Annotated in this window: 15 protein-coding genes; 4 read left to right on the top strand and 11 right to left on the bottom strand. The window is 69.1% G+C overall.

The features are described from left to right. The first annotated feature begins 8 nt into the window (after positions 1–8). Together ACFYOY_RS01710 and ACFYOY_RS01715 are read left to right on the top strand one after the other, a co-directional pair. Positions 9–764, top strand: coding sequence for an ABC transporter permease (locus ACFYOY_RS01710; RefSeq protein WP_351880249.1), 756 nt, complete (start codon positions 9–11; stop codon positions 762–764). 23 nt (positions 765–787) lie between these two features. Next, positions 788–1,360 (top strand): cob(I)yrinic acid a,c-diamide adenosyltransferase, encoded by a 573-nt coding sequence (locus ACFYOY_RS01715; protein WP_351880247.1) that lies wholly within the window; start codon positions 788–790, stop codon positions 1,358–1,360. Between the two features lie 93 nt (positions 1,361–1,453). Here ACFYOY_RS01715 and ACFYOY_RS01720 read toward each other — a convergent pair whose 3' ends face one another. Beyond that, positions 1,454–2,005: a hypothetical protein gene (locus ACFYOY_RS01720; RefSeq protein ID WP_351880245.1), complete on the bottom strand. Its 552-nt coding sequence runs from the start codon at positions 2,003–2,005 to the stop codon at positions 1,454–1,456. A 171-nt stretch (positions 2,006–2,176) separates the two neighbouring features. Between ACFYOY_RS01720 and ACFYOY_RS01725 the strand changes: the two genes are divergently transcribed. After that, entirely contained in the window at positions 2,177–3,391 is a 1,215-nt protein-coding gene (locus ACFYOY_RS01725) for a histidine kinase (RefSeq protein WP_351880243.1), read from the top strand. Then, on the top strand, positions 3,388–4,104 hold the full coding sequence (locus tag ACFYOY_RS01730; RefSeq protein WP_388584158.1) for a response regulator: 717 nt from the start codon (positions 3,388–3,390) through the stop codon (positions 4,102–4,104). The genes ACFYOY_RS01725 and ACFYOY_RS01730 overlap by 4 nt, the downstream gene beginning before the upstream one ends. A gap of 38 nt (positions 4,105–4,142) precedes the next feature. On the opposite strand, the gene ACFYOY_RS01735 is transcribed toward ACFYOY_RS01730, so the two are convergent. The 10 genes from ACFYOY_RS01735 to ACFYOY_RS01780 all read right to left on the bottom strand — a co-directional run bounded on the left by ACFYOY_RS01735 (position 4,143) and on the right by ACFYOY_RS01780 (position 12,491). Beyond that, a complete protein-coding gene (locus ACFYOY_RS01735; RefSeq protein ID WP_059147806.1) occupies positions 4,143–4,592 on the bottom strand; it encodes a DUF2550 domain-containing protein in 450 nt (149 codons plus the stop codon). A 118-nt stretch (positions 4,593–4,710) separates the two neighbouring features. Further along, the gene (locus ACFYOY_RS01740) at positions 4,711–5,088 is read right to left on the bottom strand and encodes a F0F1 ATP synthase subunit epsilon (protein WP_211123639.1); all 378 of its coding nucleotides are present in this window, start codon (positions 5,086–5,088) and stop codon (positions 4,711–4,713) included. 111 nt (positions 5,089–5,199) lie between these two features. Next, the gene (gene atpD, locus ACFYOY_RS01745; protein WP_351880237.1) at positions 5,200–6,645 is read right to left on the bottom strand and encodes a F0F1 ATP synthase subunit beta; all 1,446 of its coding nucleotides are present in this window, start codon (positions 6,643–6,645) and stop codon (positions 5,200–5,202) included. Between the two features lie 4 nt (positions 6,646–6,649). After that, entirely contained in the window at positions 6,650–7,564 is a 915-nt protein-coding gene (locus ACFYOY_RS01750) for a F0F1 ATP synthase subunit gamma (RefSeq protein WP_093464700.1), read from the bottom strand. A 2-nt stretch (positions 7,565–7,566) separates the two neighbouring features. Continuing rightward, complete coding sequence (atpA, locus tag ACFYOY_RS01755; protein ID WP_093464699.1) at positions 7,567–9,138, bottom strand: F0F1 ATP synthase subunit alpha; 1,572 nt, start codon at positions 9,136–9,138, stop codon at positions 7,567–7,569. Positions 9,139–9,227: 89 nt separating this feature from the next. Then, on the bottom strand, positions 9,228–10,043 hold the full coding sequence (locus tag ACFYOY_RS01760) for a F0F1 ATP synthase subunit delta (RefSeq protein WP_351880233.1): 816 nt from the start codon (positions 10,041–10,043) through the stop codon (positions 9,228–9,230). Then, a complete protein-coding gene (locus ACFYOY_RS01765) occupies positions 10,040–10,603 on the bottom strand; it encodes a F0F1 ATP synthase subunit B (RefSeq protein WP_351880230.1) in 564 nt (187 codons plus the stop codon). Before ACFYOY_RS01765 ends, ACFYOY_RS01760 begins: the two co-directional genes overlap by 4 nt. Positions 10,604–10,641: 38 nt before the next feature. After that, on the bottom strand, positions 10,642–10,884 hold the full coding sequence (gene atpE / locus ACFYOY_RS01770) for an ATP synthase F0 subunit C (RefSeq protein ID WP_037951036.1): 243 nt from the start codon (positions 10,882–10,884) through the stop codon (positions 10,642–10,644). 77 nt (positions 10,885–10,961) lie between these two features. Next, positions 10,962–11,771, bottom strand: a complete 810-nt coding sequence (atpB, locus tag ACFYOY_RS01775; protein WP_059147674.1) for a F0F1 ATP synthase subunit A — start codon at positions 11,769–11,771, stop codon at positions 10,962–10,964. 264 nt (positions 11,772–12,035) lie between these two features. Continuing rightward, positions 12,036–12,491 (bottom strand): hypothetical protein, encoded by a 456-nt coding sequence (locus tag ACFYOY_RS01780; RefSeq protein WP_388584166.1) that lies wholly within the window; start codon positions 12,489–12,491, stop codon positions 12,036–12,038. Between the last annotated feature and the right edge of the window lie 230 nt (positions 12,492–12,721).

Raw genomic sequence — 12,721 nt, forward strand, 5'->3', positions numbered from 1 at the left:
AAGGCGCCATGCCCCCACTCGTCTCCGACACGGCCCTGGTATTCGGCCGCTACGCCCGCCAGACGCTGCGCTCCAAACCCGCCCTCATCTTCGGGATGGTCCAGCCGCTGCTCTTCCTCGTGTTCTTCGGCCCGCTGCTCACCGATCTGCCGCTGGGCGGCCGGGCCAGCTCCTGGCAGACCATCGTCCCCGGAATCCTCGTCCAACTCGGCCTGTTCAGCGCCTCGTTCACCGGGATCGGGCTGATCCTCGAACGGCGCACGGGCGTCATCGAGCGGATGCGGGTCACCCCGGTCAGCCGGCTCGCGCTGCTCATGGGCCGGGTGCTCAAGGACGTCGCACTGCTGCTGGTGCAGTCCCTGCTGCTGGTGTGCGTCGCCGTGGTGCTCGGGCTGCGCGCCCCGGTGCTGGGCGTGGCGATCGGCTTCGTCTTCGTCGGCGTGCTGACCGTCTCGCTCGCCTCGCTCTCCTACGCGCTGGCGATGCGGGTGGCGTCCCCCCAGGGGTTCGCGCCGGTCATCAACTCCATCACCATGCCCGCGATGCTGCTGTCCGGGATTCTGCTGCCGATGTCGCTCGGGCCCCGCTGGCTCGACATCGCCTCGCACTTCGTGCCGTTCCGCTATCTCGTGGACGGAGTGCGGGCCGCCTTCGCGGGCGAGTACGGGGACGGGAAGATCGCGCTGGCCTCGCTGGTCGCCTCCGCGCTCGCGGTCGTCGCCGTCACCCTCGGCGCACGGCTCTTCCGGCAGGCCGGCGCGTAGGGCCGCCGCGTAGGCTCGGACCCATGGTCAATCTCACCCGCATCTATACGCGTACCGGGGACACGGGCACCACCGCCCTCGGCGATATGAGCCGCACCTCCAAGACCGATGCGCGGATCGCCGCGTACGCCGACGCCAACGAGGCGAACGCCGCGATCGGGGTGGCCATCGCACTGGGCCAGTTGCCCGCCGAGATCGTCAAGGTGCTGGTCCGCGTCCAGAACGACCTGTTCGACGTGGGCGCGGATCTGTCGACGCCGGTGGTGGAGAACCCCGCCCATCCCCCGCTGCGCGTGGAGCAGGGCTATATCGACATGCTGGAGGCGGACTGCGACGGTTTCCTGGAGGGGCTGGAGAAGCTGCGCAGCTTCATCCTCCCGGGCGGCACCCCCGGCGCCGCGCTGCTGCACCAGGCGTGCACGGTGGCGCGCCGCGCCGAGCGCTCCACCTGGGCGGCGCTCGCCGAGCACGGTGAGTCGATGAACGCGCTCACCGCCACCTATCTCAACCGGCTCTCGGACCTGCTGTTCATCCTGGCCCGCGCGGCCAACAAGGAGGTCGGCGACGTCCTGTGGGTCCCGGGCGAGAACCGCTGAGGCCCCCCGGTCCCGTCGGCCCCGGAGCTACGCGGATGCGCGGCCGGGGCCGACGGGCGGGGGCGGGGCTCGGTGACCTGCCCGCTACGGGGGTTAGCGGGCAGAGGAAGCCGAGCGCTCCCGCTTGGGAAAGAGTGTGTAGCTGAGCGCGATGGCCACGTTGATGCCGATCAGGAACAGCATCTTGACCTGCCAGTCGCGCAGCGAGCCGATCTCGCCGTCGTCGCCGACGTACCAGATCGCGCCCTGGAGCAGAGCGATGGCGATGACCGCCGCCAGCACCCAGCGGCCGGCCGTCTTCCACTCGTGAAGCGTCTTCGCCGCGCCGTACTTGGCCGGCTTGACCGGCGGCGGGCCGCCGAAGAAGCGGTGGGCCACCCGGGCGTCGACCCATTTGATCGTCGAATGGCCGAGCGCGGCCGAGTATCCGATGTAGACCGCGGCGAGGCCGTGCTTCCAGTCCGGTTCGGCGCCGTTCCTCAGGTCGATCACGGTCGTCACGAACAGCACCAGCTCCAGCAGCGGCTCGCACAGCAGCACCACGGTGCTGGCCTTCGGCATCTTCGCCACGTACCGCAGCAGGAGCCCCATGGCCAGCAGCACCCAGAAGCCGACCTCACAGGCGATGATCAACGCGACAACCACGATGGTTCCTCTCTCGCTCTGCCCTTGGCCCCACCCTCTCCCGGCGATCAGGGCGCCCGCGTCGTCGTCGGCGATGAAACCCGGCTGCATCCTTCGATGTACGCCGCCGGGCGGCGGCCCCGGACCCAAGGGGGAGGCCCACCCGGCGCGCCACGTGGTGTGATGGGTGCCATGCCGTCCCGCCCCCACCTCCCGCGCCCACACCGGCATGACGTCCTGATCGGCCTCTGCGGACTGCTCGGCGGGGCCCTGATGTGGGCGGTGGGGGTGCACAACAACCAATCGTTCTTCCACACGCCCCGATGGCTGGGGCTGATCGCGCTGGTCGTGATCTCGGCGGCCGTGCTGCTGCGCCGCTCCCGGCCCCTCATCGGACTGGGCGTGGGGACCGCCGCGCTCGGCGTCGACATCCTCAGCGGCGGGCTGGCCGTGACGTTCCTGATCTACACCGACCTGGTGTACGCGGCCGTCATGTACTCCGGCCCCCTTGCCGCCCGGCGTATCCCCCAGATCTGCGGTCTGCTCACGGGGCTGGCGACCGTGGTGCCGCTGGCCATCTTCGGCGACCCGGTGGCGCTGCTGGTCGGCCCGTTCGTCGCGCTGCTCACCCTCACCCCGGCGTGGACCGGGACGGTGGTCCGCAACCACCGCGAAGAGGCCGCGGCGGCCCGTCTGGAGGCGGAACGCGTCGCCCTGCTGGCCGAGTTGGACCGGCGCGAGGCCGTCGCCTCCGAGCGCTCCCGGATGGCGCGCGAACTCCACGACATGGTGGCGAACCACCTGTCGGCCATCGCCATCCACTCCAGCGCCGCGCTCTCCCTGAAGGACCCCGCCGCGACCGACGAGGCGCTCGGCGTCATCAGGGAGAACAGCGTGCGGGGCCTGGCCGAGATGCGCCGGCTGATCGGGCTGTTGCGGGACCCCGGGGACACGGCGGAACCGGTCGCCATCTCCACGCTCGACGCGCTCGACACCCTGCTGGAGCAGGCCCGCGCCAACGCCCGCCCCGGCGGGCAGGACATCGTCCTGTGCGACGAGCGGCCGGCCGGCGCCGACCCGCTGCCCGCCCCGGTCGAGCTCGCCGCGTACCGCATCGTCCAGGAGTCGCTCACCAACGCCCTCAAGCACGCCGCACCCGGCCGGGTGGACGTGACGCTGGCGCATCGCGCGGACGGCCCGCTCGAAGTCAGCGTCATCAGCCCCTACGGCGACCGCTCGGGCCCCCGGGCGCCCGGCTCCGGCACCGGGCTGATCGGGATGCGCGAGCGGGTGAACCTGCTCGGCGGCACCCTCGACGCCGGACCCGTCACCGGGCCCCGGGGCAGGGTGTGGCAGGTGCGGGCCGCGCTGCCCCGGGGTGACGAGAGCGCTCAGAGTGTGCCATGACCCTTCGACGACCAGGAGCCACCGTGACCCCGCCCGCCCCGCCCTCAGGCACCGCGTCCGAGCCGATCCGGGTTCTGGTCGCCGAGGACCAGAGCGCGGTGCGTTCCGGGCTGGTGCTGATCCTGCGGTCCGCCCCCGATATCGAGGTGGTCGGCGAGGCGGTCGACGGCCTCCAGGCGGTGGAGATGGCCCGGGCGCTGCGCCCCGATGTGGTGCTGATGGACGTCCAGATGCCACGGCTGGACGGGGTGTCGGCGACCCGCCAGGTGGTCGCCGAACAGCTGGCCGATGTGCTGGTGCTCACCACGTTCGATCTCGACGAGTACGTCTTCGGGGCGCTGCGCGCGGGCGCCTCCGGGTTCCTGCTCAAGGACAGCGAGGCGGCCGATCTGATCGAGGCGGTCCGTACCGTGGGGCGCGGCGAGGGGATGATCGCCACGGCGGTGACCCGCCGCCTGATCGCGGAGTTCGCCCGGCCCCAGGCCGCTCCCTCCCCCACCACGCCCAGTCCCTCGGCGCTCGCCTCGCTCACCCCGCGGGAGCGGGAGGTGCTGGCCTGTCTCGGTCAGGGGCTGTCGAACGCGCAGATCGCGGCGCGGCTCAGGATGGCGGAGGCGACGGTGAAGACACATGTCAGCCGGCTGCTGAACAAGCTGGAACTGCGCAGCCGGGTCCAGGCCGCGGTGCTGGCCCAGGAACTGGGCGTGCGATAGCGCACGGGATGACCTGGGTGCCGCGGGTGCTGAGGTGGCTAGGCGACGTTGACGCGCTGGCCGGGGGGCGCGGCCTCCAGCCAGGCCAGGAAGCCGGTCAAGGCGTCCTCGCTCATGGCCAGCTCCAGCCGGGTGCCGCCGTGCCGGCAGGCAAGCACCACCGCGTCGGAAAGCAGCGCCAGCTCCTCCTCGCCCTTGGGGGTGCGCCGCTCCAGCACCTCGATCGAGGCGCGCTCCAGCACCCGCCGGGGCCTGGGCGCATAGGAGAAGACGCGGAACCACTCGACGCGGTCGCCGTTGTAGCGGGCGACCCCGTACACCCAGCCCTTGCCGCTGGTCTCGGATTCGCTTGCGGGTGGGTCCCAGCGCAGGGAACAGTCGAAGGTGCCGCCGGACCGCTGGATCAGCCGCCTCCGGAGACCGAAGACGAAGAGTCCGACCACCACCAGCGCGACGACCACGCCGCCCACAAGCAGAGCGAGGACCATCTTCACCGACCTCCTCGCGTCATCCGGAAAAACCGCACCTGCATCGCCTCAGCCGCGGACCGCTGAAAGGGCTCCAGCGAGGTCCGCGGCTGAGGTTTTCCGACCGTACGTGACAGGCTCAGTGCGCTCCCGCCACCGCACGCAGCCGGACGTCGGCGCGCCGCTCGGCGGCGGCGTCCGCCTCCGACTTGGCACGCTCCAGCGCCCGCTCCGCGCGCTTGACATCGATCTCGTCGGACAGCTCCGCGACTTCGGCCAGCAGTGAGAGCTTGTCGTCCGCGAACGAGATGAACCCACCGTGCACCGCGGCCACGACCGTCCCGCCGTCGACCGAACGGATGGTCACCGGGCCGGACTCCAGCACACCGAGCAGCGGCTGGTGGCCGGGCATGACGCCGATGTCACCCGATGTGGTGCGCGCGATGACCAAGGTGGCCGCACCGGACCAGACACTACGGTCCGCCGCGACCATCTCGACGTGCAGCTCAGCAGCCAACGTGGCTCCTCGGGTCTCTCCCTGCCGGGTCGGGCAGGGCTTTCGTCAAAGAATAACGGGCGTACGGAGAGGGGTGGGACCGGGCCCACCCCTCCCGCGGAGCTACGGGGCTCAGGAGACGCCCAGCTCCTTGGCCTTGGCCTTGAGGTCGTCCAGGCCACCGCACATGAAGAACGCCTGCTCGGGGAAGTGGTCGAACTCACCATCGGCGATCGCGTTGAACGCGGCGATGGACTCGTCCAGCGGCACATCCGATCCGTCGAGGCCGGTGAACTGCTTCGCCGCGTGGGTGTTCTGCGACAGGAAGCGCTCGATGCGGCGGGCGCGGAAGACGGTGAGCTTGTCCTCCTCGCCGAGCTCGTCGATGCCCAGGATGTTGATGATGTCCTGGAGGTCCTTGTACTTCTGCAGGATCGACTTCACGCGCGAGGCGCAGTCGTAGTGGTCCTGCGAGATGTAGCGCGGGTCCAGGATCCGGGACGTCGAGTCCAGCGGGTCCACCGCCGGGTAGATGCCCTTCTCCGAGATCGGCCGGGAGAGCACCGTGGTCGCGTCGAGGTGCGCGAAGGTGGTCGCCGGGGCCGGGTCGGTCAGGTCGTCCGCGGGGACGTAGATCGCCTGCATCGAGGTGATCGAGTGACCACGGGTCGAGGTGATGCGCTCCTGCAGGATGCCCATCTCGTCGGCCAGGTTCGGCTGGTAGCCCACCGCGGAGGGCATCCGGCCGAGCAGGGTCGAGACCTCGGAACCGGCCTGGGTGAAGCGGAAGATGTTGTCGATGAAGAACAGCACGTCCTGCTTCTGCACATCGCGGAAGTACTCCGCCATGGTCAGACCGGCCAGGGCGACACGCAGACGGGTGCCCGGGGGCTCGTCCATCTGGCCGAAGACCAGCGCGGTCTGCGGGAGCACGCCGGACTCGGCCATCTCCTCGATCAGGTCGTTGCCCTCACGGGTGCGCTCGCCGACGCCGGCGAACACGGAAACGCCCTCGTGCAGCTTGGCCACACGCATGATCATTTCCTGGATGAGCACGGTCTTGCCGACGCCCGCACCGCCGAACAGACCGATCTTGCCGCCCTTGACGTACGGGGTCAGCAGGTCGACGACCTTCAGGCCGGTCTCGAACATCTCGGTCTTGGACTCGAGCTGGTCGAAGGCCGGGGCCTTGCGGTGGATGGACCAGCGCTCGGTGACCTCGGACTCGGCCTCGGGCTCGTTGAGGATCTTGCCGAGGGTGTTGAACACCCGTCCCTTGGTGACATCGCCGACCGGCACCGTGATGCCGTCGCCGGTGTCGGTCACCGGGGCCTGGCGGACCAGACCGTCGGTGGGCTCCATGGAGATGGCGCGGACCAGGCCCTCGCCCAGGTGCTGCGCGACCTCGAGGGTCAGGGTCTTCTTCGCCCCCTCCTGGGAGGGGTCGGCGACCTCGACGTGCAGCGCGTTGTAGATCTCCGGCATCGAGTCGACGGGGAACTCCACGTCGACGACCGGGCCGATGACCCGCGCGACGCGGCCGGAGGCCACAGCGGTTGGCTCAACAGTGGTGGTCATAGTGTCAGTCACTCCCCGCAGAGGCGTCGGCCAGGGCACTCGCGCCACCGACGATCTCGCTGATTTCCTGGGTGATGTCGGCCTGGCGGGCCGCGTTGGCAAGTCGCGTGAGCGACTTGATGAGCTCTTCGGCGTTGTCGGTCGCCGACTTCATCGCCCGCCGGGTGGCCGCGTGCTTGGAGGCGGCGGCCTGCAGCAGGGCGTTGTAGATACGCGACTCGACGTACCGCGGCAGCAGCGCGTCGAGGACGTCCTCCGCCGACGGCTCGAAGTCGAAGAGCGGAAGGATCTCGCCCTTCGCCTTCTGCTCGTCCGCCTTCTCCTCGAGACTGAGCGGCAGCAGCCGGTCGGTGACCGGCGTCTGCGTCAGCATCGACACGAACTCCGTGAACACGATGTGCAGCTCGTCCACGCCGCCGTCGGCCGTGTCCTTGAGGACAGCGTCGATCAGCGGGCCCGCGATCTTCTTTGCGTCCGCGTAGGTCGGGTTGTCGGTGAAGCCGGTCCACGACTCCGTGACCTTGCGCTCACGGAAGCCGTAGTAGGCGACGCCCTTACGGCCGACGATGTAGGCGTCGACCTCCTTGCCCTCGCCGGTGAGCCGCTCGGTGAGCTGCTCGGCCGCCTTGATGACGTTGGACGAGTAGCCGCCGGCCAGACCACGGTCGCTCGTGATGAGCAGCAACGCGGCCCGCGTCGGGTTCGTCGCCTCGGTGGTGAGCGGGTGCTGGGTGGTGGAACCGGTGGCAACCGCACCCACCGCCCGGGTGAGCTCACTGGCGTACGGACTCGACGCGGCCACCCGGCGCTGCGCCTTGACGACGCGCGAGGCGGCGATCATCTCCATCGCCTTGGTGATCTTCTTGGTCGCAGAGATGGACTTGATCCGCCTCTTGTAGACCCGGAGCTGGGCACCCATGCTCAGCCCTCGCCCAGCAGCTTGCCGTCCGAGGTCTCGAACTGCCGCTTGAAGCCGTCGACCGCCTCGCCGAGCGCCGCGATCGTGTCGTCGGACATCTTGCCGCCCTCGACGATGCTGGTCAGCAGCGACTTGTGCTCACGGTGCAGGTAGTCCAGCAGCTCACGCTCGAAGCGGCGGATGTCCTCGACCGGGACGTCGTCCATCTTGCCCGTGGTGCCGGCCCAGATGGAGACGATCTCGTCCTCGGTGGAGAACGGGGCGTACTGCGACTGCTTCAGCAGCTCGACCATGCGCGCACCGCGCTCCAGCGACGCCTTGGAGGCCGCGTCCAGGTCGGAGCCGAAGGCGGCGAACGCCTCGAGCTCGCGGTACTGGGCGAGGTCCACGCGGAGCCGGCCGGAGACCTGCCGCATGGCCCGGTGCTGGGCGGAGCCACCGACACGGGAGACCGAGATACCGACGTTCAGCGCCGGCCGCTGACCGGCGTTGAACAGGTCCGACTCCAGGAAGCACTGGCCGTCGGTGATGGAGATGACGTTGGTCGGAATGAACGCCGACACGTCATTCGCCTTGGTCTCGACGATCGGCAGACCGGTCATCGAACCGGAGCCCATCTCGTCGGAGAGCTTGGCGCAGCGCTCCAGCAGCCGGGAGTGCAGGTAGAAGACGTCGCCCGGGTAGGCCTCACGGCCCGGCGGACGGCGCAGCAGCAGCGACACGGCGCGGTAGGCGTCGGCCTGCTTGGACAGGTCGTCGAAGACGATCAGGACGTGCTTGCCCTGGTACATCCAGTGCTGGCCGATGGCCGAGCCGGTGTAGGGGGCCAGGTACTTGAAGCCCGCCGGGTCGGACGCCGGGGCGGCGACGATGGTGGTGTACTCCAGGGCACCGGCCTCCTCCAGCGCACCGCGCACGGACGCGATGGTGGAGCCCTTCTGGCCGATGGCGACGTAGATGCAGCGGACCTGCTTCTTGGGGTCGCCGGAGCGCCAGTTGTCGCGCTGGTTGATGATCGTGTCGACGCACAGCGCGGTCTTGCCGGTCTGCCGGTCACCGATGATCAGCTGGCGCTGGCCGCGGCCGATCGGGGTCATGGCGTCGACGGCCTTGTAGCCCGTCTCCATCGGCTCGTGCACCGACTTGCGGTCCATGACCGTGGGGGCCTGCAGCTCAAGGGCGCGGCGGCCCTCGGTCTCGATCTCGCCGAGGCCGTCGATCGGGGCACCCAGCGGGTCGACCACGCGGCCGAGGTAGCCCTCGCCGACGGCGACCGAGAGAACCTCGCCGGTGCGGTGCACCTGCTGGCCCTCCTCGATGCCGCTGAACTCCCCGAGGACGACCGCACCGATCTCGCGCTCCTCGAGGTTGAGGGCGAGGCCGAGGGTGCCGTCCTCGAACTTCAGCAGTTCGTTCGCCATGGCCGAGGGAAGACCCTCGACCCTCGCGATGCCGTCGCCGGCAACGCTGACCGTCCCGACCTCCTCGCGCGAGGCCGCGTCCGGCTGGTACGCCTGGACAAAGTTCTCCAGCGCGTCCCGGATCTCCTCCGGCCGGATCGTGAGCTCCGCCATCTGGGTTCCCTGCTCTCCTTGTTGGGCCCGAAGTGTCTGACCACGGCCCAACTCGGGCCGCTTACATGCTTGTTGAGTTGGTGGCTGTGTCAGCCGGCCATCCGACGGGTCGCCTCGTCGAGGCGGTCCGCGATGGTCCCGTTGATGATCTCGTCGCCGATGCGCACCGAGATCCCGCCGAGGACCTCCGGGTCCACGTCGAGGTTGAGGTGCATCTTCCGTCCGTACAGCTTCCCCAGTGCCTCGCCGAGCCGCTGCTTCTGCCGGTCGCTGAGCGGCACCGCGGAGGTGACGACCGCGACCGTACGGTCCCGGCGCGCCGCCGCCAGCTTGGACAGCTCGTCGAGACCTGCCTCCAGGCTACGACCCCGCGGGTGGGTCACCAGACGGATCACCAGCCGCTCGGTCACCTGGTCGGCCCGGCCGCCGAGCAGCTCGCGGACCAGCCCGGCCTTGGCCGTAACGCTCGCGCGCCGGTCGGTGAGCGCGCCCCGAAGCTCGGACGAGGAGGAGACGATCCGGCCGAACCGGAACAGCTCGTCCTCGACGTTGTCGAGGGCGCCGGTCCGCTCGGCCGCCACCAGGTCGGCGGCGCTGGCCAGCTGCTCCAGCGCGTCCACCAGGTCGCGCGAGCGCGACCAGCGGGAACGGACCAGGCCGGAGATCAGGTCGATGGACTCGCCGCCGACCTGCCCGCCCAGCACCCGCGCGGCCAGCTCGGCCTTGGCCTCGCCGGGCTGCGCCGGGTCGGTGAGGACCCGGCGCAGCGAGACCTCACGGTCGAGCAGCGCGGTGACGGCGGCCAGCTCCTCGGCGAGCTTCGACGCGTCGACGGCGGTGTTGTCCGTCAGGGCGTCGAAGCGCTCGCGCGCGGCTGCCAGTGCCTCCCGGCTCGCTCCGTTCATCGGCCGGCCTCGGCCTTCGAGCCGTCGTGCGTCTTGGCCTCGAGCTCATCGAGGAACCGGTCGATGGTGCGGCTCTGCCGGGCCACGTCCTCGAGCGACTCGCCGACGATCCGGCCGGCCAGGTCGGTGGCGAGCCTGCCCACGTCCTGGCGCAGGGTCTGAGCGGCCTGCTTCCGATCGGCCTCGATCTGGGCGTGACCGGCAGCGATGATCTCCTCACGCTGCCGCTGGCCCTCCGCGCGCATCTCGGCGATGAGCGTGGCGCCCTGCTCCTGCGCCTCCTGGCGCAGTCGCGCGGCCTCGTGACGGGCGTCGGCGAGCTGGGCTCGGTAGTCCTCGAGGACCTGCTGGGCTTCGGCCTGAGTGGCCTCGGCCTTCTCCATCCCGCCTTCGATCGCCTCACGGCGCTCATCCAGAACCCGGTTGATGTTCGGGAGGAGCTTCTTGGCGAGGAAGAAGAAGACGATGGCAAAGGCGATCAGGCCGATGACCAGCTCCGGGATCGGCGGGATGAGGGGGTTCTCACTCTCCTCGGCCGCCACCTGTACCAGGGCGTTCACATCAGTGCCTTCCGTCTGTCGTGGTTAAAGCGGTCCGTTCAGGACTTGAAAAGGAAGCCCATGACGATACCGATCAGCGCGAGCGCCTCACAGAAGGCGAAGCCCATGATCTGGTTGGCGCGGATCAGGCCGGCGGCCTCGGGCTGGCGGGCCAGGGCCTGGGTGCCGTTACCGAAGATGATGCCGACGCCGACGCCGGGGCCGATGGCGGCGAGACCGTAACCGATCGAGCCGAGGTTGCCGGTGATGCCGTCGGCGGCGAGGGTCTGGAGAGCGGACATGCCGGTTCTTCCTTTGCGTTTCATGGGCCGGTGGGGGTTGGCCACCGGACGTCTGATGGTCTGGGAGTCAGGTGTGCTCAGTGGTGCTCGGCGAGCGCGCCCTGGACGTAATTGCAGGCCAAGAGCACGAAGACGTACGCCTGGACAGCCTGGATGAAGAGCTCGAAGGCGGTCAGCAGAATCGTCATCACGAAGGACGCGCCCGCGTAGACGATGCCGATGCCGTTCAGCAGGTACCAGGTGCCGATGGTGAACATCAGCAGCAGCAGATGCCCCGCGAACATGTTGGCGAAGAGCCGGACCGCGTGGGTGAAGGGCCGGATGATGACGTTCGAGAAGAACTCGATCACGACGATCATCGGCAGGATCGCGCCGAGCTCCTTGTCGTAGCCGGTGATGTTCTTCCAGCCGCCGACGAAGCCGTGCTTCTTGAAGGTCAGGTACATCCAGAGGATGTAGACGATCGCGGCCAGACCGGCCGGGAAGGCGATGATCGACGTCACCGGGAACTGGGCGACCGGAATGATCGACCAGAGGTTCATGATCCAGACGAAGAAGAAGATCGAGACCATGAGAGGGACGTACTTCTCGCCCTCCTTCTTGCCGAGGGCCTCATAGACCAGGCCGCGGCGCACGAAGTCGTAGCCCGCCTCGCCGATCATCTGCAGCTTGCCCGGCACGACCTTGGCCCGGGCGAAGGCGGCCCAGAAGAACCAGACGATGGCGACCGTACCCAGCAGGGCCAGCAGCATCGGCTTGTTGAAGTCGAAGCCGCCGACGGAGAAGAGCGGCTCGAACTTGAACGAATGGAGTCCGGGTGCCGGGAAGCCGCACCCGTCGAAGATGTGGCAGTTCGTCTCGAAGGCGAGCGTCTGGTCAGAACTCACCGCGAGCTCCTTCAGCGTGGCGCATGGGTACGGCAACCTCGTTGTGTCGGCGCGGCACGCGGCCACGGAACGGCACTGGACTGGTCTTACGGATGTGGGGGCGGCTGATCGGCGCGTGGCCGAGTGGTATGTCGGGCATCAGCTGCATGGGCCGCCGATTCCGTCCCGTGGAATCCGGGGGTTCAGCTACCTGCGCCCGCTGTGCCTCAGATGGCACCGGACGATAGCAGGTGAGCGCACATGCTCTTATCCCGGCCCTACTTCTCACGACGTGGACCCGGCGGGAGCGGACTTCTTCGCCCCCTCGGGCTTAGGTTCGTCCTCGGCTTCGGGCTCCACATAGAGGATCTTCGCCTTCATATGCGCACGAGTCTGTGCGGCGACCCACACCAGGGTCGCGGCGAGCAGCGCGATGGCGAAGGCCTTGACGTTGAACATCGTGGTGTCCTGGAACACCGCGAGCACGACCGCCACCAGCAGGAACTCGGCCATGAAAAGCACCATGCCCATGGCCTGGAAGAGATGAGGGAGATGCTTCGCGGTGCGCTCCAGCACGATCAGCCCCGAAGCCATCACCAGCACGGCGACGAATGCGCCAAAGCCCGCGCCGATCGCTCCCTTGCCACCTGCGAACGCAGCACCGACAGCGACGGCGACCACGCCGGCGACGGCGGTGGGCACGGCGCAACTCAGGAGCGTTCTGGCGTCGTTGGACTGCATGAAGGGTTTCTCCGGCAAGTGTCGGAAGCAACGATTCGTCGTGGACGAGCGTATCCCCGGGAACAGAGGAGACCTCACGACGAAGAGCCGTCGCCCTACGGCCCCTCGGGTCTAAGCACCGGGTTTAGTGAACGGTATCACAAACTATTTGATGAGGTCTTTACCCTTTGGATGTGCTGCACGTCACACGGGAGAGTTATCGGCTATGTACCGTGCTGACGCCGTCCTGT

This window comes from Streptomyces sp. NPDC007875 (assembly GCF_042868035.1).
GTDB classification, from domain to species: Bacteria; Actinomycetota; Actinomycetes; order Streptomycetales; family Streptomycetaceae; genus Streptomyces; species Streptomyces antimycoticus.

Excerpts from the sequence above, each read along its gene's own strand:
- ACFYOY_RS01710 (WP_351880249.1), top strand. The coding sequence starts at position 9 with ATGCCCCCACTCGTCTCCGACACGGCCCTGGTATTCGGCCGCTACGCC.
- ACFYOY_RS01715 (WP_351880247.1), top strand. The coding sequence starts at position 788 with ATGGTCAATCTCACCCGCATCTATACGCGTACCGGGGACACGGGCACC.
- ACFYOY_RS01725 (WP_351880243.1), top strand. The coding sequence starts at position 2,177 with ATGCCGTCCCGCCCCCACCTCCCGCGCCCACACCGGCATGACGTCCTG.
- ACFYOY_RS01730 (WP_388584158.1), top strand. The coding sequence starts at position 3,388 with ATGACCCTTCGACGACCAGGAGCCACCGTGACCCCGCCCGCCCCGCCC.
- ACFYOY_RS01735 (WP_059147806.1), bottom strand. The coding sequence starts at position 4,592 with ATGGTCCTCGCTCTGCTTGTGGGCGGCGTGGTCGTCGCGCTGGTGGTG.
- atpD (WP_351880237.1), bottom strand. The coding sequence starts at position 6,645 with ATGACCACCACTGTTGAGCCAACCGCTGTGGCCTCCGGCCGCGTCGCG.
- ACFYOY_RS01750 (WP_093464700.1), bottom strand. The coding sequence starts at position 7,564 with ATGGGTGCCCAGCTCCGGGTCTACAAGAGGCGGATCAAGTCCATCTCT.
- atpA (WP_093464699.1), bottom strand. The coding sequence starts at position 9,138 with ATGGCGGAGCTCACGATCCGGCCGGAGGAGATCCGGGACGCGCTGGAG.
- ACFYOY_RS01760 (WP_351880233.1), bottom strand. The coding sequence starts at position 10,043 with ATGAACGGAGCGAGCCGGGAGGCACTGGCAGCCGCGCGCGAGCGCTTC.
- atpE (WP_037951036.1), bottom strand. The coding sequence starts at position 10,884 with ATGTCCGCTCTCCAGACCCTCGCCGCCGACGGCATCACCGGCAACCTC.
- ACFYOY_RS01780 (WP_388584166.1), bottom strand. The coding sequence starts at position 12,491 with ATGCAGTCCAACGACGCCAGAACGCTCCTGAGTTGCGCCGTGCCCACC.